This is a genomic window from Brooklawnia sp., from assembly GCF_049651565.1.
In the GTDB taxonomy this organism is placed as follows: domain Bacteria; phylum Actinomycetota; class Actinomycetes; order Propionibacteriales; family Propionibacteriaceae; genus Brooklawnia.
Window position 1 is genome coordinate 1 of record NZ_JBASCI010000039.1, and the last position, 20,688, is coordinate 20,688.

General features: G+C 67.8%; 17 protein-coding genes. 4 read left to right on the forward strand and 13 right to left on the reverse strand.

Going from position 1 to position 20,688, the window contains the following annotated elements:
- The coding region (locus tag WBL05_RS01990) for a glycosyltransferase family 2 protein (RefSeq protein ID WP_424223393.1) at positions 1-1,009 on the forward strand (1,009 nt) is incomplete at its 5' end.
- Here the strand turns inward: WBL05_RS01990 and WBL05_RS01995 are convergent.
- The 7 genes from WBL05_RS01995 to glf form a co-directional block, all read right to left on the reverse strand.
- Entirely contained in the window at positions 1,010-1,930 is a 921-nt protein-coding gene (locus tag WBL05_RS01995; RefSeq protein ID WP_424223394.1) for a class C sortase, read from the reverse strand.
- A 97-nt stretch (positions 1,931-2,027) separates the two neighbouring features.
- Entirely contained in the window at positions 2,028-3,461 is a 1,434-nt protein-coding gene (locus WBL05_RS02000) for a SpaH/EbpB family LPXTG-anchored major pilin (protein ID WP_424223395.1), read from the reverse strand.
- A 94-nt stretch (positions 3,462-3,555) separates the two neighbouring features.
- Entirely contained in the window at positions 3,556-6,690 is a 3,135-nt protein-coding gene (locus WBL05_RS02005) for a hypothetical protein (protein WP_424223396.1), read from the reverse strand.
- A 192-nt stretch (positions 6,691-6,882) separates the two neighbouring features.
- On the reverse strand, positions 6,883-7,638 hold the full coding sequence (locus WBL05_RS02010; protein WP_424223397.1) for an ABC transporter ATP-binding protein: 756 nt from the start codon (positions 7,636-7,638) through the stop codon (positions 6,883-6,885).
- On the reverse strand, positions 7,638-8,531 hold the full coding sequence (locus WBL05_RS02015) for an ABC transporter permease (protein ID WP_424223398.1): 894 nt from the start codon (positions 8,529-8,531) through the stop codon (positions 7,638-7,640). The genes WBL05_RS02010 and WBL05_RS02015 overlap by 1 nt, the downstream gene beginning before the upstream one ends.
- Before the next feature lie 4 nt (positions 8,532-8,535).
- Positions 8,536-10,518: a glycosyltransferase gene (locus WBL05_RS02020; RefSeq protein ID WP_424223399.1), complete on the reverse strand. Its 1,983-nt coding sequence runs from the start codon at positions 10,516-10,518 to the stop codon at positions 8,536-8,538.
- On the reverse strand, positions 10,515-11,705 hold the full coding sequence (gene glf / locus WBL05_RS02025) for a UDP-galactopyranose mutase (RefSeq protein WP_424223400.1): 1,191 nt from the start codon (positions 11,703-11,705) through the stop codon (positions 10,515-10,517). Before glf ends, WBL05_RS02020 begins: the two co-directional genes overlap by 4 nt.
- Before the next feature lie 215 nt (positions 11,706-11,920).
- Here glf and galE point away from each other — a divergent pair, with 215 nt between their 5' ends.
- Positions 11,921-12,901 carry a UDP-glucose 4-epimerase GalE gene (galE, locus tag WBL05_RS02030; protein WP_424223401.1) on the forward strand — a complete coding sequence of 327 codons (981 nt, stop codon included), beginning with the start codon at positions 11,921-11,923 and terminating at the stop codon, positions 12,899-12,901.
- A 28-nt stretch (positions 12,902-12,929) separates the two neighbouring features.
- On the opposite strand, the gene WBL05_RS02035 is transcribed toward galE, so the two are convergent.
- The 5 genes from WBL05_RS02035 to WBL05_RS02055 form a co-directional block, all read right to left on the reverse strand.
- Entirely contained in the window at positions 12,930-13,391 is a 462-nt protein-coding gene (locus tag WBL05_RS02035; protein WP_424223402.1) for a GtrA family protein, read from the reverse strand.
- Between the two features lie 134 nt (positions 13,392-13,525).
- Positions 13,526-14,398 (reverse strand): glucose-1-phosphate thymidylyltransferase RfbA, encoded by an 873-nt coding sequence (rfbA, locus tag WBL05_RS02040; protein WP_424223403.1) that lies wholly within the window; start codon positions 14,396-14,398, stop codon positions 13,526-13,528.
- 91 nt (positions 14,399-14,489) lie between these two features.
- Entirely contained in the window at positions 14,490-15,905 is a 1,416-nt protein-coding gene (gene rfbD, locus WBL05_RS02045; RefSeq protein ID WP_424223404.1) for a dTDP-4-dehydrorhamnose reductase, read from the reverse strand.
- Between the two features lie 9 nt (positions 15,906-15,914).
- Complete coding sequence (gene rfbB / locus WBL05_RS02050) at positions 15,915-16,913, reverse strand: dTDP-glucose 4,6-dehydratase (protein ID WP_424223405.1); 999 nt, start codon at positions 16,911-16,913, stop codon at positions 15,915-15,917.
- A 49-nt stretch (positions 16,914-16,962) separates the two neighbouring features.
- Entirely contained in the window at positions 16,963-17,232 is a 270-nt protein-coding gene (locus tag WBL05_RS02055; protein WP_424223406.1) for an acylphosphatase, read from the reverse strand.
- A gap of 53 nt (positions 17,233-17,285) precedes the next feature.
- On the opposite strand from WBL05_RS02055, the gene WBL05_RS02060 reads away from it, so the two are divergent.
- Together WBL05_RS02060 and mgrA are read left to right on the forward strand one after the other, a co-directional pair.
- Positions 17,286-18,491: an Ig-like domain-containing protein gene (locus WBL05_RS02060; protein ID WP_424223407.1), complete on the forward strand. Its 1,206-nt coding sequence runs from the start codon at positions 17,286-17,288 to the stop codon at positions 18,489-18,491.
- A gap of 19 nt (positions 18,492-18,510) precedes the next feature.
- Positions 18,511-19,575, forward strand: coding sequence for an L-glyceraldehyde 3-phosphate reductase (gene mgrA, locus WBL05_RS02065; protein WP_424223408.1), 1,065 nt, complete (start codon positions 18,511-18,513; stop codon positions 19,573-19,575).
- 69 nt (positions 19,576-19,644) lie between these two features.
- On the opposite strand, the gene WBL05_RS02070 is transcribed toward mgrA, so the two are convergent.
- Entirely contained in the window at positions 19,645-20,484 is an 840-nt protein-coding gene (locus tag WBL05_RS02070) for an alpha/beta fold hydrolase (protein ID WP_424223409.1), read from the reverse strand.
- Positions 20,485-20,688 lie beyond the last annotated feature (204 nt).

Sequence of the window (20,688 nt, forward strand, 5' to 3'; positions counted from 1 at the left end):
CGCCGGGTTGCGGGGTGACTTCACCGGGCACCGGCGGTTCCTGCCGAGCGCCCCGGCCGCCCAGCCGGCGCAGCGTCCCCGGCGGGCCGCCCCCGCCGACGAGACCGTAGCCGCGGTGGTGGTCACCTACAACCGGGCCGAGCTGCTCGACCGGCTGCTGGCATCGCTCGCCGAACAGACCCGGCCGCTGGACGCGATCTACGTCGTCGACAACTCGTCGGACGACCAGACCGTTGAGGTGCTGGCCCGGCACACCGACCTGCCGCTGGTTGTCGACCACACCGGTGAGAACCTGGGTGGCGCGGGTGGCTTCCACCGTGGCCTGAAGGCCGCCTACCAGGCCGGCTACGACCGGATCTGGCTGATGGACGACGATGTGCGGCCCGCCCCGTGGGCGTTGCAGGCGCTGCTCGCCGACGGGGGTGACGTGCTGGCGTGCACCAGGGAGGACCGGCGCGGCCAGTTGGTGGAGAAGGCCGCGATCAGGTTCGACCTGACCAACCCGCTGCAGATCCGTCCCAAGACCGCCACCGTCGACAGCGTCTACGCGAGCCGGGCGGCGATGCCGGCGCGGGTGAAGATCGAGAACGCGGCGTTCGAGGGGTTCATGGTGCACCGCCGGGTGGTCGACGAGATCGGTTACCCCGACCCCAGCTACTTCATCTTCTACGACGACTGCGACTACGTCATCCGCGCCCGGCGGGCCGGCTTCACCGCCTACGCGGTTCGGGACGCCCTGATGCGCCGCCGCTACGACTTCGTGCAGGGCGAAGACCTGGCGGGCTGGAAGGGCTTCTACATGTACCGGAACCTGTTCGTGGTGCACTTCCGGTACGGGACGAACGTCCTGGTGCGGGCGAAGCCGTTCGCGATCACCGCCGCGGTGGCGGCGCTGTCGCCGCTGCAGGGTGGCCGCAAGCAGGCCGCCAACGCGCTGCGGGTGTTGCGCGAGGCGCTGGGCATGCGGCGACTCGACCCGCGGGCCCGGCTCGACCAGGACGGGGACTGATCAGGACGCCGCCCGGCGTGCGGTGTGGCGAGGTGGGCGTCCGGCCAGGTAGATGTAGCCGCCGACCGCGACGACGGTGCCGCCGATCAGCACCGCCCACCAGGGGAACTTCGGCACGCTCGGCCGTTCACCTGCCGCCTCGACGTCCTCGACCGGGGTGGGCAGCACGCGCTCACCGGTCACCAGGATGCGGTGGCTGTTGATGCCCAGCGGGGTGCAGGTGACCAGCGTCACCAGGTCTTGCCCGGCCCACGGGTAAAGGGTTTCGGTTTCCTCCGGGGCCACCACCCGGGTGTCGACCACCCGGTAGGTCAGCACCTCGCCGAAGACCTCGACGGTGAAGGTGTCGCCGGGTTCAACCTTGTCCAGGTTGTCGAACAGCTCAGCGCCGGCCAGGCCGCGATGCGCAGTGAGGACGGCGTGGGTGGACGGCCCGCCGACGGGGAGCGCGGTGCCCTCCAGGTGACCGACGCCGTTGCGCAACACCTCGTCGGTGGTGCCGTGGTAGATCGGCAGGTCGACGTCGATGCCGGGGATCTTGATCCGGGCCATCAGCCCGTTGGCGTCGGCCAGCAGCGTCTGGTGGTAGTCGATACCGGTGGCGGCCCGCTCCGACAACGGCAGCCGCTCGTTGGCGGCCAGCTCGGCACCCCCGGTGAGGGCGGCATTGTAGGCCTCCGCCTGCTGGATCGCCCTGGCGCGGCCCTCTGGCGGGATCTGGACGACCCTGGATGAGTAGTCGACGATCAGCTGCGACTGGTAGTACTGCGTGATCCAGGCGGCCACCGTCGGGTAGAGCATGACACCCACCCCGATCAGGCAGGTCAATCCGATGAGGAAGTGACGCCACGGCATCCTCCAGCGGCTCCTGGCCGGTTCGGCCGACCGGCGGGGGGCCGGCGCGGTTGCGGTGGCGCTCAAGCTGGTCTCCTGCGCAGCACAACTGGGGGACGCCGGTCCTCGGCATCCCCCAGCCGTGCGGTTGGGTCAGTCATTCAACTGACTTGCTGGTGGTGGATCAGGCCTGGACGGTCTTGCGACGAGACATCGCCAGGGCCGCGCCGAGCGCGCCCACCATCAGCACGCCACCAGCGATCATGAAGGCGTTGTTGCCCGCGCCACCGGTCAGCGGCAGCAGCCACTCGGGGATCGGCTTGTTGGCGACCTGGACATCGTAGGGCACCACGACGCCTGCGACGACGCTTGCGGTGCTCGGGACGTTGACCTCGATGCGGTCCTCCAGCGCGAAGTAGCCATCCGGTGCGGTGACCTCCTGCAGGTAGACCGTGACGCCGGCCTTCAGGCCGGGGAGGATGAACTCACCGTCGGCGTTGGTGGTGAACCGGGTGACGCCGTTGAAGGCCAGCAGGTTGCCACCGGTCGCCGCATCGTAGACCTCGAACACCGCGCCGGCCAGGCCGTTGCTGGTGTCGCCCTCGGCGTACTTGAGCACCTTGACCGGCATCCAGGTGGTGAGTACCTCGTTGGTGCCGAATTCGACGCCGTTGACGTTGGCGATTGCCGTGTTCTCGATCGTGCCGTCGCCCAGGTCGGGATCGCCGACCACCTTGGCCGTTATCGTCAGGTTGACGTTGCCGTTCGGGGCGTTGAACAGCTTCACCAGCCCAGGAGCCAGGAAGGTCAGCTCGACCGGGTTGGTGGTCGACAAGGTGTAGTCGGTGCCCTCGGTGAGCGGGACGACGTCGTTGGCCGCGTCGGTCAGGGTCACGGTCGCCGAGACGTACTCCAGCCGGGAGTCGAGGTCATCGGTGATGCTGAAGCTGATCAGTTGCTCAACGCTCTGGAAGGCCGGCACCTTGATGTCGATCGGGAAGTCGACCTCATCGCCCAGCGAGATGGCGGCATCATCGTCGACGGCCTTGGTCGGCAGCTCGACGACCGCGTTCTTCGGGTAGACGTGAATGTTGTAGTTCCAGCCCGGGGTCTCACCGACCGTCGGCAGCGGCACGGTGACGTAGAACGGGTCGATCGCCTTGACGATGTTCGAGTCGGCCGGGTGCGAGACCTCGGAGATCCGGTACAGACCGAGCGGCAGGTCGCTGAGCGACGTGCTGCCGTTCGCATCAGTGGCGGGGAACGGGACAGCGGTGCCCAGCGCTTCCGGGGGAACCAGGCTTGAGCCGCCGGCGATCTCGGCCGCGCGATCCCAGCCATCGTTGGTGGTCAGGTCCACGCCCGCAACTGGCTGGTACTGGAAGACGACGCCCTTGATCGGGGTCAGCCCGGTGGTGTCCTGCTGGGTGCCGTCCGCGGGATCTCCGTTGGGAGATGGCTGCTCGAACTTGTGCAAGGTGATGGTGCCGACGTCCTCGGCGTCGATGTTCGGGCCGACTGCGGCGGACGCCGGAGCGGTGAACCCGAGCAGCCCCACTGCGAGGGCGCTGAGAGCGGCGAGTCGGCGCAGGCCGCGTCCGCGTTTGCTGTTTGTCATTCTTCTGATCTCCTTCAAGAATTCGTACGAAATGGGCATGGTGGTATCGGAATTGGTGAATCTGGAACGGGGTCGAGCTATCGGGTGGCGGCTGTCAGCGCGTGCTGGTGTGGCGGCGACGCTGCAGGGCGGCCAGGGTCAGCGCGAGCAGCAGGACGCCCGCGCCGGCGATCAGGAAGGTGTCCGAGGCCAGACCGCCAGTCAACGGCAGGATGATCTCGGGCAGCGAGTCATTGACGAACCGGTAGGTGGCCTGTTCGCCTGGTTCGAGCGTGATCTCGTCGCTGTCCACGGCGACCCACTCACCCTGCACCAGCTTCTCGATGCCGAGCGCCCGGAACGCGATCGTGCCCGGCTGGGCAGCCAGCTCCTCCGAGATGGTGTAGCTGTGGTTGGGCCGCACGTAGAAGGTGTTCTCATCGGACGCGGTACCGGCGCCGACGACGGTCTCGGTGCCGAGGTTCAACCCGGTCACCTGCTCGGGTTCGGCGGTGAGTTCCCAGTCGCTCGGGTCGAGCGCGGGGTCCTCGACGTGCTTCAGCAGCGTCAACTGGGCGGTCGCGTTGCTGATGGTGCAGGTGACCTGGTCACCGGACGCCAGGGCCACCTGCCCGTCGGTGACCGTCACCGGGTCATCGGTGTCGGTGAGGCAGACCCAGTCGCCGTCGGCGATGTAGGTGTCCGGTCCGCCCGACTCGGTCAGGGTGTACGCGACACCGGGGGTGACGTCCGCGGTGGCGTCCGCCGTGCCGGTGGTGCCGTTCGGGCCGGGCAGCGAACCGCTGGGGCCGGTCGCCTGCAGCGTCCACTCGGCGGGGTCGTCGTCACCGAACGGGACCTCCTTGGCCAGGGTCAGGGTGGTCGGGTTCAGCTTGTTGGTGAAGGTGCAGTCGACGGTGTCGCCGGGTGCCACACCCGGGATGGCCGTGCCGGCCTCGCTGGGCAGGTCGATCGGGCCACCGGGCTCGCCACCCAGTGGGGTCACGGTGCACTGGCCGTCGACGAATGCGTAGCCGGGCTTCTGGGTCTCCGACACGTTGATGGTCGCCCGGGCGTTGGTCGCACTGAAGTTGACGCGCCAGGTTGCGCTGCCTGTGGCATTGGTCTGCTGAGTGGGCGCCGCCGGGTCGAGCGTGGCCGTGCCGGTAGTGGCGGTCGCGGAGGTGCCCACTGTCCAGCCGCTGGCGGGCTGCGGATTCAGGCCCTCGGCGTCCAGCTCGACCTTGTTGATGTTGACGGTCGCGACCAGCGGCGAGTTGGTGAATGTGCAGACCACCGCAACGCCGGGCTTGTTGGGCATAGTCACCGTACCGGAGGCCGCAGACCCAGACACGATGATCCCGTCGTCATCTGCACACACGTAGCTGGTTGCGTACTTGTCGAGGCTGGACGCCGATCCGGTGGCCATGGCCTCGCCGATCCAGTAGCTGGTATTGGTCTGGGCGGGTACCGGACCGATCTGCTTTGCCTGGACACCCAGCGCGGAGCCCTCGGTGGTCGCCGTCGAGATCAGTGAACCCTGCTGAGTCGTCCCCTGCCGGAGGGTCAGTGTGAACTGGTCGGCAGGCGCCAACCGGCCCACTATGTTCTTCTGCACAGTCAGGCTCGCCGGGGAACTGCAACTGGCCAGGTCGGAACTATCGCCCAACCCGTCAGTGACGCGGCCTCCGACCTGCGTCAACGTTGCGTTATAGCGATACACGGTGGTGGCATTGCCAAGATAACCCGTGCCGTCCTCGTGGAATGCTATACCGTTGACACTAGAGAAGTTGGTACCCAGAGACTTGGACGAGGTGGCCGACGCGGGGATCAGGCCCCCGTTGGCACTGGCCAAGCCCCCAGCATCCACACTGATGATGTTCGTGGTGCTGCCACTGCGCACTATGTAGAGGGTGCCCTGTGAGTCAAAGGCCATGTCGCCGTTCGATGTGCTGCTCGCCGGTACTCCGGCATCGACGTAACCCACGAATCGGAACTCATTCGTCCCAGGATCGAACTCGTGCAGCCTGAATTGCAGATTGCCGGAGCCCGGATTGTGGAAGCCGCCGAACAGGTAGTTTCCGTTGCTTAGGTCGACCGCACCGGCGACCAAGTTCTGACTGTTCCCGGTCTGGTACCCGGTGTTAAGAAGGGCTTCCCACACTCCGGTGGCCGCGGTGTAGCGGTAGATGCCTGCTACGTTCGACGCGTTGGCTGCCCGCCGCATGGCATACATGACTGACCCGTTCTCACCGATGGCCAGGCCATTCATGGAAGACAAGCCGCGGCCGAAGCTGCCGAAGTCGCTGACAACCCCGTTCACGACCCCGCGCACCGTGCCGTTGTCCTGAATGGAATAGAACGTCCCGGCGGCGCAGCTGAGCGGCTTGCCGTCCAGTTTGTTGTGCACGAAGGCACCGAAGCCGTAAGTCCGGTTTTGCCAGGCACCCTGCGAGGGAGTCTGCCCAACGCCCGCGATCTTTCGGTATTCGTTGTTCTCGTTGCGCATCTGGTAGCCGGCTGGTGCGGTCTCCTGACGGACGCGGTAGCGCCGGTCACCGCGAACGTCGTGTCCGTCGAAGCTCTTGACCAGGAACTCGCCCAGATCCGGGTCCAGGTCGGGGCCGACACACGGTGCGGCAACGCAGTCAGTGACAACGGCTTCGTTGGCGTTCCAACGCCAACCTGAGTCATCGTCAGCCTGACCTTGATCGCTCCGCGGCCCCTGGATCCGGAAGGTCGCGCCACCGATGAGGGCGCCAGCCGCCGTCGCCGTCCAGTAGACGTACGGCGGCTGGGCGCCGTCGGGTCCGAGCGCCAGGATGCTGATGCCGTCCTCTTCGGCGGCGGTGGCGTCCTGGGATTCGGTGTCGTCTGCCGCCGATGCCTCCAGCGAGGAACCGGCATCCGGGGTGGTGGATCCGGGCGTCTCGACAGCGCCTTCGGTGGTGCTCGGGGCGACCGGCGCCTCGGAAGTGCCTTCGGGTGTTCCGCTCGGTTCGGGGGTCTCCTCCAGCGCCGAAGTCTGGGCGGGCGAAGGTGCCTCGTCCGTGGTCTGCTGCGCGGTCGACTGGGCCGCCGAAGGTTCTGGGTGCGGCGAGTCGGTGACGCTGGGCAGGCTCGATGCGGGCAGCGCGGTGCCCAGCAGCAACACCATGGTCAGCACCGCAACGGCAGCCGTTGCCCATGACCTGGGCGACGGGCGGCGCCGTTCGCGGCGCATGCGGGCGCGCACGACAATTCGGTCCATTATGAGGATCCCCCAAGAAAGATGATGCGGCGCGACGACCCGACGGGTCGGAGCGGGATCGCATCCCGAATATCGTTGGCCGGGGTAAGCCCTAGTCAAGCGCGACAACTGATGAAGATCAAACTACTGAATACAGTGGTGTATGTCAAACGAAAGGAAAGAAACCTTAAGACCCGTGACGGGTGAGGCGAGTCAGTCCGGCATGGTGGAGCGCAGGAAGTCCACCGCCTCCGCGATCGGCGCATCATGCACGACCCGGCCGTGCTCCAGCACGATGCCGCGTTCGCAGATGTCCTGGATCAGCTGCAGGTCGTGGCTGACCACCATCAGCGTCTGGCCGGCCGCCCGCAGCTCCTTCATCCTCGCGATGCACTTGCGCTGGAACGGCTCATCCCCGACCGCCAGCACCTCGTCGACCAGGAAGAGGTCCGGGTCGGTGTGCACGGCCACCGAGAACGCCAGCCGCATGTACATGCCGGAGGAGTAGAACTTGACCTCGGTGTCGATGAACTTCTCGATACCGCTGAAATCGACGATCGAGTCGAACCGGTCATCCACTTCCTGTTCGCTGAGGCCGAGGATCGCCCCGTTCAGGTAGACGTTCTCGCGTCCGGTGAGGTCGGGGTGCATCCCGGCGCCGACCTCGATCAGCCCGGCTATCCGGCCGCGGACCCGGACGGTGCCCTTGTCTGGCAGCATCACGCCGCTGACCAGTTTCAGGGTGGTCGACTTGCCCGAACCGTTGAAGCCGAGCAGCGCGACCGACTCGCCCTGGTGGATGGTGAACGAGACGTCGTCCAGCGCGTTGAAGGTCTCGCTCAACTGGCCGCGGCGTCCGGTCGCCCACCAGACGATGTACTCCTTGATGGAGCGGGTGTGGCGCAGGTCGAACCTCTTCACCACGTTCTCCAGTTCGGCCATCACCAGGCCGTCGGGCTGCGTCGGCATCAAAGCTCCTGGGCGAACTTGCCCTCGAGGCGGTGGAAGATCACCTGTCCGAGCACCAGGCAGCCCACCGCGATCAGCGCACCCAGCACGGCGACGGTGGTGAAGTTGCCGGGCAGCAACTGGCTGGCGTCCCCGCCTGGCGGGATGACCCCCTGCACCGGCATCCAGAAGCAGTAGTGCGACAGTTCGACGCCGAGGGCGAGCGGGTTGAGCTGGTATATCGTGAACGCCCACTGCGGCAGCACGTCGGCGACCATGTGCCACTGGTAGAAGACCGGCGAGACCCAGATCGCCACCATCATCAGCAGGTCGACCAGGTTCTCGGCGTCCCGGAAGTAGACGTCGAAGGCGGCGAATGCCAGCCCGACCCCGAGCGCGAACATGCCGACCACCAGCAACGCCGCCAACCCGCCCAGGATGCTGACCGGGCCGGGACGCCAACCCATCACCAGCGCGCCGATGATCAGCACCACGATCTGCGGCACCACGTGGACGAACGCCACCCAGACGCTGCTGACCGGGAACAGCTCGCGGGGCAGGTAGATCTTGCCCACCAGCGGGGCGTTGAAGATGATCGACCTGGTGGTGTTGGAGAGGATCTCGTTGAAGAAGTTGATCATCACCATGCCGCTGAACAGGTAGATCACGTAGCCGGGGATGCTGCGTCCCAGCCCCAGGAACTGACCCATCGCGACGTAGTAGACCAGCAACTGCACCGCCGGCTTGACGTAGCTCCACACCATGCCGAGCACGGATCCGCGATAGCGGACCCGCAGCTCCTTCTTGACCAGCAGCTTCAGCAGGAACCGCCACTTGAACAGCTCCAGCAGCCCAGCACTGTGCCCGGGTTGACGCAGCCGCTGATCAGCCAGATCGACGTCGTTCGTCGCCACCCTGTTACCTCTCGGCAGGCACCTGCTGGGGTTCGGCCTGCTGCTGCTCGGTTATCCCGAAGGTCTTCTCCCAGGCCTCCAGCGACACGATCTGCGGCAGCGCCTCGCGGTACTCCTTGCGCAGCCGTTCCCAGTTGAGGGTCAACGCGCTGCGGGCGGACGCGCTGCGGGCCAGCAACCGGCGCAGCTTCCTCGGGTCGCGGCGGTACCAGGCGGCGCCCGATCCGTCGGCCTTGGTGACCAGAGCGGAGTCGTACTGGCTCAGCACGTAGTACTTGCTGTTGGCGTGGCTGACGAACGCCTCCGGCCGCTGCTTGGACTCCTTGGTTGGCGGCAGCATCTGCCGGATGACCGTCTTCAGCGTCCACGGCACCACCGTCACCATGTTCGGTGCCTTCGGCCGGGTCTTGAACTTGGGCTTGGCCAGCCGCGAGACCGACGGGAAGGCGTCCGGGTCGGCCTTGTACTGGGCGTCGGAGAACTCCTTGGTGAGCTCGCGCAGCTTCGGCATCGTGGTCTTGATGGTGCGGTGCAGGTGCTCGGGGCCGGACAGGATGTCCTCGATCGCCATCAGCCGGATCGCCTGGGCGTAGTACTCCCCCGACACCGAGTGCTTGACGTCGAGCGTGCTGAGCTCGTAGGGCAGCCGGCCGGCCAGCTCGTACGGGGAGTGCAGCAGCGCGGTCAGGATGCGGTTGCGTTCGTGGAAGTACGCCTGCCAGTCGCGGGCGTCGTCCTTGTCGACCCAGGAGATGTGCCACAGCCCGGCTCCGGGCAGGGTGACGGTGTCGACGCCGATGGTTTGGGCGCGCAGGCCGTACTCCAGGTCGTCCCACTTGATGAAGATGGGCAGCGACAGCCCCAGCTCGCGGATCACCGAGACCGGGATCAGCTCCATCCACCAGCCGTTGTAGTCGACGTCGAGCCGGCGGTGCAGGGTGGCCCGGCGACGCAGGTTCGCCGCGCCGAGGTCGACCCGATTGCTGGTGTCCTCGACCGGACCCCACAGCCAGCGCCACTTGTTGATGCCCTCACCGAACGAGTGCGCGATCGACTTGTCGTTCAGGTCGAACATCTGACCGCCGACGATGGTGCGCCGCCGGCACATGCTGGCGAACATCGCCATCCGTTCGATGCTCTCGGGTTCGACGGTCACGTCGTCGTCCAGCAGCAGGTGGAACTCGGCCTCGTCGGCCTTCACCGCTTCGTACATGCCTCGCGAGAACCCGCCCGAGCCGCCCATGTTGGCCTGGTAGATCATCCGCAGCCGGTCGCCGAGCAGCTCGCCGGCCTGCGGGAACAGCTCGTCGTCCTTGACGTTCTTGTTGCCCTGGTCGACGACGAAGACCCGCTTGACGATCTCGGTCAGGTTCCCGGCCGTCGCCAGCGTCATCAGGGTGCGGGCGCAGTAGTCGGGCCGGTTGAAGGTGGTGATGCCGATGGTCAGGGTCGGCGGACGCACCGGTTCGGCGTCCACCTGCCAGTCACCGGAGATCAGCCGGGCACCGTCGTCACCGGCCACCAGGTCGAACCAGTACCAGCCGCCGTCGGTGAACGAGTTCAGCGGCAGGTCGAAGGTCAGCTCGCTGGTCCCCTCACCGGTGGTCTTGCTGTCAACCCGTTGCGAGCGGCCCTGTGCGTTCGACTTGTAGATCAACACGCTGGTGGCACCGTCGATCTCCAGCCGCAGCCGCACCTTGGTGGCGACGGTCCACTGCCGCCAGTAGCTGGCCGGGAAGCCGTTGAAGACGGTGGCGAACGAGACCCGGATGCCGGGCGGCAGCAGCCGGCTCTGGCCGTCGGCGATCAGGTCGGGGTGGTCGGTGCCGCCCACCACGTCCAGTTCCAGGCGCTGGTCGTCGCCGTCGATCGGGGTGGCCTTGCCGAAGTCGACGTAGAGGGGCAGCGTGTCCTCCTCGCCCTCGGGCGGAAAGACGATCCGGGCTACCCGGGTCCAGGTCTGGGGGGTTTGGGTGTCGGTAGTCACGCTTCCACGTCTCCGCTCTTGAGGGAATCGCCGTCGACGAAGTGCGGCCGCAGCGTGGTTTCGTAGGTCACCAGCGCCGAGGCGATCGCCATGTGCATGTCCAGGTACTTGTAGGTGCCGAGCCGGCCACCGAAGATGACCTCCGGTTCGGCGGCTGCGGCTTGGCGGTACTTCGCCAGCTTGGCCCGGTCGTCGTCGGTGTTGATCGGGTAGTAGGGCTCGTCATCGCGGTCTGCGAAGCGGCTGTACTCGCGGTGGATGACCGTCCGGTCGGTCGGGTAGTCACGCTCGGGATGGAAGTGCCGGAACTCGTGGATCCGGGTGAACGGCACGTCGAGATCGGCGTAGTTCATCACCGAGGTGCCCTGGAAGTCGCCGGTATTGAGCAGCACTTCCTCTTCAAGGTCGATGGTGCGCCAGCTCAGGTCGCCCTCGGAGTAGTCGAAGTAGCGATCGATCGGGCCGGTGTAGACCACCGGCACCTTGCCGACCACCTTCGACCTGGAGTACTGGTGGCCCTCGTCGAGGAAGTCGCACTCGGTGTGCACCGTGATCAGCGGGTGGTCGACCATCCGGGTGAGCCAGGCGCCGTACCCGTCGGTGGGCAGGCCCTCGTAGGTGTCGCTGAAGTACCGGTTGTTGTAGGTGTAGCGCACCGGCAGCCGGCTGACGATCGAGGCGGGCAGGTTCTCGGGCGCGGTCTGCCACTGCTTGGCGGTGTAGTTCATGAAGAACGCCTCGTACAGCGGCCGGCCGACCAGCTGGACGCCCTTCTCGACGAAGTTCGCCGGCTCGGCGTCGCCGAGCTCCTGGGACTGCTCCTTGATCAACGCCCGCGCCTCGTCGGGGCTGTAAGCGGCCTGGAAGAACTGGTTGATGGTGCCCAGGTTGACCGGCATCGGGTAGACCACGCCCTTGTGCACGGTGTACACGTGGTGCTGGTATCCGGTGAAGCTGGTGAACTGGTTGACGTAGTCCCACACCTTTTTGTTGGAGGTGTGGAACAGGTGCGCCCCGTAGCGGTGCACCTCGATGCCGGTGGTCGGTTCGACCTCCGACCAGGCGTTGCCGCCGATGTGGCGCCGCCGTTCAAGGACGACCACCTTGCGTCCCAGGTCGTTCGCCACCCGTTCGGCAATCGTGAGCCCGAACAGACCGGCCCCAACCACGACTAGATCTGCGTCCATGACACTCCTGTCAGTACTCGCGCCAGCAGCACCCTCGGCACCTTTCGACAATCTACCTGAACACCCCCTGAATGGATGGCCGGCCATGGGTCTGCGTCGGCAGATGTGGCCGCGGTCCGGCTCGTCCCCGCCTGCCCAGGACGGTGGCTGGCACTACAGTTTGAACCGGTGAGCCAGTGCCGCACCTGGCCCTGTGACCTGGATTGGAGACCGTGATGAGCGTTCTGGTGGTTGGAGGCGCGGGCTACATCGGCGCCCACGTGACCCGGTTGCTGAGGCAGGACGGCGTCCCCGTCGTAGTGCTGGACGACCTGTCCACCTCCTCGGCCGAGCGGGCCGGGGACGCCACCCTGGTGCAGCTCGACGTGTCCACCCCCGAGGCGCCGGACGCGATCGCCGCGCTCATCCGCGAACACGACGTGGACGCGGTCATCCACTTCGCCGCCAAGAAGCAGGTCGGCGAATCGGTGCAGCGGCCGCTGTTCTACTACCGGCAGAACATCGGCGGGCTGGTCAACCTGCTGGACGCGATGGAGCGCGAGGGTGTGCGCAAGATGATCTTCTCGTCCTCGGCGGCCGTCTACGGCGAACCGGTGGAAGCGGTGGTCAGGGAGGACTCGGCCACCATGCCGATCAACCCGTACGGCCGCACCAAGCTGATCGGCGAGTGGATCATGGCCGACTGTGAGCGCGCCTGGGGCCTGCAGTGGGTGGCGCTGCGCTACTTCAACGTGGCCGGCGCCGGCTGGCCCGAGCTGGGCGACTCGGCGATCATGAACCTGATCCCGATGGTGCTCGACCGGCTGACCAGCGGTGAGGCGCCGCGGGTCTTCGGTGACGACTACGAAACCCCGGACGGTACCTGCATCCGCGACTACGTGCACGTGAAGGACCTTGCCGAGGCGCACATCGTGGCGCTGAACGCACTCGGCGGTGAGCTGCCGAACCACGTATACAACGTGGGCACCGGCACCGGGTCGTCGGTCAAGGAGGTCATTGACGCGGTCGGGCAGGCATCCGGCCTGGACACCACCCCGGTCATCGAGGGACGCCGGGCCGGCGACCCGCCGAAGCTGATCGCCTCGGCAGACCGGATCGCTGCCGACCTGGGCTTCAAGGCGTCGTTGGGGCTGACCGAGATCGTCGAGTCGGCGTGGCAGGCCTGGCAGGCCGGTCCCCGCCGGATCGAGGTGTAGCGGCCTGGGGGCGCAGCGCAAGGGCGGCCTACTCGGTGACGGGTTCGGCGGTGACGGCCTCGTCCGCCGCCGCCTCGGCAGGCTCGGCCTGCCGGGGGTAGACCCAGTACTTCATCAGCGGGAAGTTCCACAGCGTGGTGAGCGTGGTGGAGACCACCTTGCCGATCAGGTAGAGGTCGAAGAACTGATCGAACGCCTCCACGATGCCGGCGGTGAGCAGCATGTTCGCCGCGAGCAGGATGCCGTAGCGAACCGCCGAGTGGCCGACGTGCAGGTCGGCGCTGAAGGTGACTCTGCGTTGCAGCAGGAAGCTGTACAGGGTGGAGACGGCGAAGGCGACCGATGCCGAGAACCACGCCGGCAGGCCCAGCCCCGACCGCAGCAGCGCCAGCAGTCCGAAGTCGATGACGAAGGCAGACCCGCCGACCACCAGGTACTTCATGATCTGACCCATGACGCCGCTCGTCATCCGCTCGGCCAATCCTGCCATTCTCACGCTCCTCACCGGCGCTACCGGTGTCGACTCAGCCGGGACATCCCGACCTGGACCATTTTCCTGCGCCCGATGCGATCCGACCAAACAGGACGTGGCGAGTTGCCTCATTCTTGCCGGTTAGCCCGGCGTTAGTTGCCGCGGGATTGCACCAGCTGGCGCAGGTACTCGCCGTAACCCGACTTGGTCAACGCGTCCGCCCGCCGCAGCAGGTCCTCGTCGCCGAGCCAGCCGTTGCGCCAGGCGACCTCCTCGGGGCAGCCGACCTGCAGCCCCTGTCTGGCCTGCAGGGTGCGGACGAAATTGCTGGCGTCGTTGAGGGAATCGAAGGTGCCGGTGTCGAGCCAGGCGGTGCCGCGCGGCAGCACCTCGACCTGCAGCTTGCCGGCGTCCAGGTAGATCCGGTTGATGTCGGTGATCTCGAGCTCGCCGCGGGCGCTCGGGGTCAGGCTGCGGGCGTAGGCGGTCACGTTGTGGTCGTAGAAGTACAGGCCGGGCACCGCCAGGTGCGACCTGGGCTGTTTTGGTTTCTCCTCGATGGAGATCGCCCTGCCGTTGGCGTCCACCTCGACGACGCCGTAGGCCTGCGGGTCGGCCACCCAGTAGCCGAAGATGGCCGCGCCGTCCACGTCGGCGTGCCGGCGCAACTGCATGCCCAGGCCGGTGCCGTAGAAGATGTTGTCGCCCAGGATCAGCGCGGCGGGCCGGCCGGCTACGAAGTCGGCGCCGATGGTGAACGCCTGCGCCAGTCCCTTCGGCTCGGCTTGCACCGCGTACTGCAGGTTGAGCCCCAGCTGGGCGCCGTCACCGAGCAGCCGGTGGAACTGGTCGGCGTCGTGCGGGGTGGTGATGACCAGGATGTCCTGGATGCTGGCCAGCATCAGCGTCGACAGCGGGTAGTAGATCATCGGCTTGTCGTACACCGGCAGCAGCTGCTTGCTGGTGGCGATGGTGATGGGGTGCAGCCGACTGCCCGCACCGCCGGCCAGGATTATGCCCCGCATGACATCGTCCCTTCTGGTTGCCCCATCGGGCGGGCGCCGTGACGGTTCCCCCACTCTAGGCCAGACCCTTGCGCGCGGCCTCTGACCTGGGTCAGCGGTTCCGCAGGTACTGGCGCAGCCGCTCGCCGGCCGGCGCCGGGGTGAACCCGGTGGCCTTGAGCCTGGTCAGGTCCAGGGTGCTGTCCAGTGGTCGCGGGGCGGCCTGCCGGCCGGCGAAGTACTCCTTCGTCCTGACCGGGTGGACGCGGGACGGATCGTGGCCGGTCAGCTCGAACACCCTGGTGGCGACCTGATACCAACTGGTCGGCTCGCCGGTGTTGGTGAGGTTGTAGGTGCCGGGCTCGGCGTCGGTCTCCAGCAGGTGGATGATGCCCGCGGCCAGGTCGGTGGTGAAGGTCAGCCGGCCGACCTGGTCGTCCACCACGTTGGGGTCGACCCCATCGGCGGCCAGCCTGGCCATGGTGCGGACGAAGTTCCTGCCGTCCCCGACCACCCAGCCGGTGCGCACCAGGTAGTGCCGGGGCACCGGCGCGACCGCGGCGTCCCCGGCCGCCTTCGACTGCCCGTAGACCCCCAGCGGGCTGGGTGGTTCGTCCTCGGTGTGCGGGGCTCGGGTGCCGTCGAAGACGTAGTCGCTGGACAGGTGCACCAGCGTCAGGTCGTGCTGGACGGCTGCCCGGGCCAGGCTGGCCGGCCCGACCGCGTTGGCGAGCCAGCAGGCGCGGCGGCCGTCCGGGGTCTCGGCGCCGTCGACATCGGTCCAGGCGGCGGCGTTGATCACGATGTCGTGGCCCGACCAGTCCAGACCGGCGACCTGCGCCGGGTTCGACAGGTCGAGGTCGGGACGCCGCAGCCCGGTCACCTGGTAGCCGGCCGCCGGGAGCTGGCGCAGCAGTTCGCGGCCCAGTTGCCCATTGGCGCCGGTGACCAGCACCCGCCGCCTTGGGGTGGACGCCGTGAAGGGCGCCACTTGGGCCAGCGGGGGGTGGCCACGATCCTTGTCGGAGATGGTCGCCCGGTCGAGCGGGATGGGCCAGTCGATCGCCACGGTCTCGTCGGCGAGGTTCAGGTTGGCGTACGTCGCCTGCGCGCTCCAGTGCGCGTTCACCAGGTAGCTGTAGGCGGTACCCGGCTCCAGGGTCTGGAAGGCGTTCCCGACCCCGCGCGGGACGAAGACCGCCACGCCAGGGTCGATCTCGTAGCTGTACACGGTGCCGAAGCCCGCACCGGCCCGCAGGTCGACCCAGGCGCCGAAGACCCGTCCGGTCGCGACCGAGATGAACTTCTCCCAGGGTTCGGCGTGGATGCCGCGGGTGACGCCGGCCTCGTCGTTGAACGAGATGTTGTTCTGGACCGGCCCGAAGTCGGGCAGCCCGAGCGCCACCATCTTCTCCCGCTGCCAGTTCTCCTTGAACCAGCCGCGGGTGTCGGCGTGCACCGTCAGGTCGATGCGCAGCAGCCCCGGGATCGGGGTCGGGTGAATCCTGAGCGGCTGGCCTGCCGGCACGGCGGGCACCTACTTGCCCTGGGCGGCGTACCTGGCCTCGGCCGCCGCCTTCTGTGGACGCCACCACGCCTCGTTGGCTCGGTACCAGTCGATGGTCGCCGCCAGACCCGCCTCGAGGTCGACGTAGCTGGGACGCCATCCCAACTCGGTGCGCAGCTTGGTGGCGTCGATGGCGTAGCGCAGGTCGTGGCCGGGCCGGTCGGGGACCAGGTCGTAGGCGTCCGCCGGCTGGTCCATCAGGGTGAGCAGCATTTCGACCACCGACCGGTTGTCCTGCTCGCTGTCGGCGCCGATCAGGTAGGTCTCGCCGAGCCTGCCGGCCTGCAGGATGCGCAGCACCGCCGAGTTGTGGTCGTCCACGTGAATCCAGTCACGCACGTTGTGGCCACGCCCGTACAGCTTGGGCCGGACGCCGTCGATGATGTTGGTGATCTGGCGCGGGATGAACTTCTCGACGTGCTGGCGGGGCCCGTAGTTGTTCGAGCAGTTGCTGATGGTGGCCCGCACCCCGAAACTGCGCGCCCACGCCCTGACCAGGTGGTCGGAGGCCGCCTTGGTGGCCGAGTACGGGCTGGACGGTGCGTAGGTGGTGGTCTCGCAGAAGCGTCCCGGGTCGTCCAGCGCCAGGTCGCCGTAGACCTCGTCGGTGCTGACGTGGTGGTAGCGCTTGTCGTGCTTGCGCACCGCCTCCAGCAGCGCAAAGGTGCCCAGGACGTTGGTGGTGACGAACGGTTCGGGATCGAGCAGCGAGTTGTCGTTGTGCGACTCCGCGGCGAAGTGGACGACGGTGTCGGCCCTGGCGACGAGTTGGTCGACCAGCTCCCGATCGCAGATGTCGCCCTGCACGAACTCGTAGCGGTTGGCCGGGCAGTCGGCCAGTGATGCCCGGTTGCCGGCGTAGGTGAGCTTGTCGAGCACGATCACCGTGTCGTCGGTGGAGGCCAGCACGTGGTGGACGAAGTTCGCGCCGATGAAGCCGGCTCCGCCGGTCACCAACAGGATGCTCATGGCCCAACCGTACCGAAGCTGTCCACTATCTGGGCTGGTCAGACGCCCGTCAGTGGACGTCGAAGCCGGAGTAGTGGACCGGGGTCTGATCCTCGACGCCGACCCGGGCGACCCGGGCGTACCGCGGACCCTGCCACAACCACTCCAGCATGGCGCCGACCTCGGCGTCCGGACCCTCCAGCCAGCACTCGACGGTGCCGTCGGGCCGGTTGCGGACCCAGCCGGCCAGGCCGAGCGCCTCGGCCCGATGCATGCAGGACCAGCGGAACCCGACGCCCTGTACCTGGCCGTGCACCACCGCCCGCACCGCACGCGTCATGACTCAATGATGGGCGTTGGTGGCTAGAATCGTCGAGACTGTTTGGAGGACCGATGGTTACTTCCCCAATAGCCCAATCGATCACCCGGCGGGCCGCGCTGGCGGGAGCCGCCGGTGTGGCGCTGGCCGGATGCGCCAACAATCCGTCCGGCGGGTCGGCACCCGCCAACGGCGACTCCAAGGTGCCGCGCCGCAACCCGGCGTCCGAACCGGTCACCACCATCAACACCGCCCACGGCCTGGCCACGATGTGGCCCGACGAGCCGATCGAGATCGAGGTGACCAACGGCACGCTGGCCGGGGTGGTCGTTACCGACGCGGCCGGTGAGCCGGTGCCCGGTAGCGTCCAGGAGGGACAGTGGCGTCCCGACCGGGGGGCGCTGCTGGTGCGGTCGAGCTACCAAGTGACGGCCACCGCGACCGACGCCGCCGGCCGCAGCCACCAGACCACTGCCGACATCAGCACCGTCAACCCGGAGCTGGTCGTCGAGGTCGACTTCCGCTACGCCGACGGCGCGCCGGTGGGCAACGGCATGCCGATCTGGGTGCGGTTCGACATGCCGATCCGCGAGGACCAGCGGGCCGCCATCGAGAAGGCCGCCAGCGTCACCACCAACCCGCCGCAGCAGGGCGGCTGGGGCTGGGTCGACGAGACCACCCTGCAGTGGCGTCCCCGCACCTACTGGGAACCGGGCTCGACTGCGCACGTCGAGGTCAACGCGGCCGGGCTGCCGGGCGGCGACACCTGGGTGCTCGCGGACGCGTCCGCCGACTACCACTACGGCGACCTGCGCGTCCTGCAGGCCAACATCGACACCCACACCCTGACCTGCCTGCGCAACGGCGAGGTGGTGCAGATCCTGCCGGTCAGCATGGGCAAGCCGGGCTACGAGACCATGACCGGCACCAAGATCATCATGGAGAAGCAGAACCCGGTGATCATGGACTCCGAGTCGTACGGGGTGCCGCACAGCGACCCGGAGGGCTACCGGATCACCGCCTACTGGGCGCAGCGGGTGACCTGGTCGGGCGAGTACTTCCACGCCGCCCCGTGGGCCGACTACGCGCACGGCAACAGCAACGTCAGCCACGGCTGCACCGGGCTGACCAACGGCAACGCCGAGTGGCTGTACAACTTCACCCTGGTCGGCGACCCGGCCGAGTTCACCGGCAGCACCTTCCCGGTGCAGGCCCACCAGACCTTCGGCGGCTGGACCTATTCGTGGGAGGAATGGCAGCAGCTGAGCGCCCTGGCCTGAGCACGGCCACAATGGAGCCATGCTGACCGCCGGAATCCCATACCAGGCCTCGTACACCCGCTACGACGGCACCATGAAGTACCGCCGAACCGGACGCTCCGGATTGCTGCTGCCCGTCATCTCGCTCGGTCTGTGGCAGAACTTCGGCGACCTGCACAAGTTCGGGACGCAGCGAGCCATCGTCCGGGCCGCCTTCGACGCCGGAATCACCCACTTCGACCTCGCCAACAACTACGGCCCACCGCCGGGACAGGCGGAGATCAACTTCGGCACCCTGATGCGCAGCGACCTGGCCCCCTACCGCGACGAGCTGATCATCTCGACCAAGGCCGGCTACGACATGTGGGCCGGGCCCTACGGCCAGGGCGGCGGCTCACGCAAGTACCTGCTGTCCTCGCTCGACCAGTCGCTGCGCCGGCTGAGCGTCGACTACGTGGACATCTTCTACTCCCACCGGTTCGACCCCGACACCCCGCTGGCGGAGACCATGATGGCGCTCGACCAGACCGTGCGGTCCGGCAAGGCGCTGTACGTCGGGATCAGCAGCTACTCGGCGCGCCGGACCGCCGAGGCCGCCCAGATCGCCCGCGAGCTCGGCACCCCGTTGCTCATCCACCAGCCCAGCTACTCGATGTTCAACCGGTGGATCGAGCAGGACGACGACGGCCACGGCTCGGTGCTGGATCGCTGCGAGCAGGAGGGCCTGGGGATCATCGCGTTCAGCGCGCTGGCCCAGGGCCTGCTCACCGACCGCTACCTGGAGGGCATCCCGGAGGGCTCCCGCGGCGCCCGCGGCGGCACCTTAAACGTCGACGCCCTCACCGGTGAGGTGCTGGCCCGGGTCCGGGCACTCAACGAGATCGCCGGCGAGCGTAGCCAGAGCCTGGCCCAGATGGCGCTGGCGTGGGTGCTGCGGGACGAGCGGGTCACCTCCACCCTGGTCGGTGCGTCCAGCGTCGAGCAGTTGCGCGGCAACCTGGCCGCACTGTCGAACCTGAGCTTCTCCGACGAGGAAATCGCCCGCATCGACGAGTTCGCGGTCGAGGCCGGCGTGAACCGCTGGGCCAAGTCGTCGGCGCACTGAGGCCGGCAGCTTCGCCATCGGGCGGGTCCCGCACCATCGGGGCCCGTCCGGCGCGTGGGCCGTGGGGGTTCAGGCGAGGAACTCGACCAGCGCCGTCGCCACCTGGTCGGGGTGGGACGCCAGCACGCCGTGCGGGCCGTCCTGGATGACCTGCACCTCGGCGCCTTCGACGAATTGCGGCATCCGCTCGCCGCTGGCGGGGAACGGGACGATCTGGTCGCCGTCGCCGTGGATCACCAGGGTCGGCACTGCCAGCTGCTGCAGGTCGGCGCGGAAGTCGGTGAGCCAGAGCTGGATGCAGGCCGCCAACGCCTCCAGCTTCGCCTGCCGGGCCACCTCGATTGAGGTGATCACCTGCTCGCGGGGCACCATCAGCTGCGGGTTGCCGTCGCCGGGCACCGAGTAGAAGTTGGTGAGGAACTCGGTCAGGAACGCGTCCGGATTCTCGCGCAGGCCGGCCTGCATGCCGGCGGCCGCGTCTGGGGTGAACGCGCCGTCCGGGTTGTCGGGCAGCGTGGCGTCCAGGCAGGGCGTGATGGCGCTGACGAAGACCGCGCCGGTAACTCGGCCGGTGCCGTGGTTGGCCAAGTAGCGGGCCACCTCACCGCCGCCCATCGAGAAGCCCACCAGCACCGCGTCCACCAGGTCGAGTTCGGTCATCAGGTCGTTCAGGTCGGCGGCGAAGGTGTCGTAGTCGTAGCCCTGGTCGGGCTGGCCGGAATTGCCGAAACCCCGCCGGTCGTAGGCGACCACCCGGCAGCCGGCCTGCTGCAGGGCGGGGATCACGCGCTGCCAGGACTGCTCGGAGGCGGGCCAGCCGTGGATCAGGACGACCGGGCGGCCGGGGCCCTGGGTGTCTGAGTAGAACAGCTGGGTCGGGTTGCTTCCCGTGGTGGTCAACGTGGGCATGGAACCTCCTCGAAGTCTTGCCCACCAACGTAGGCGTTGCCACCGGTCAGTGCCGGATTCCGGGCCAACTTGGCGCCCGGGTGATGCTGCCCGGGACGCCGGCGCCGGTAGGCTCGCCTGCGTGCAACGGTGGACACGAATCGGCTGGCGTTGGCTGACGCTGCTGCTCGCCCTGCTGCTCGCCCTGACTGCCTGCTCCGGTGG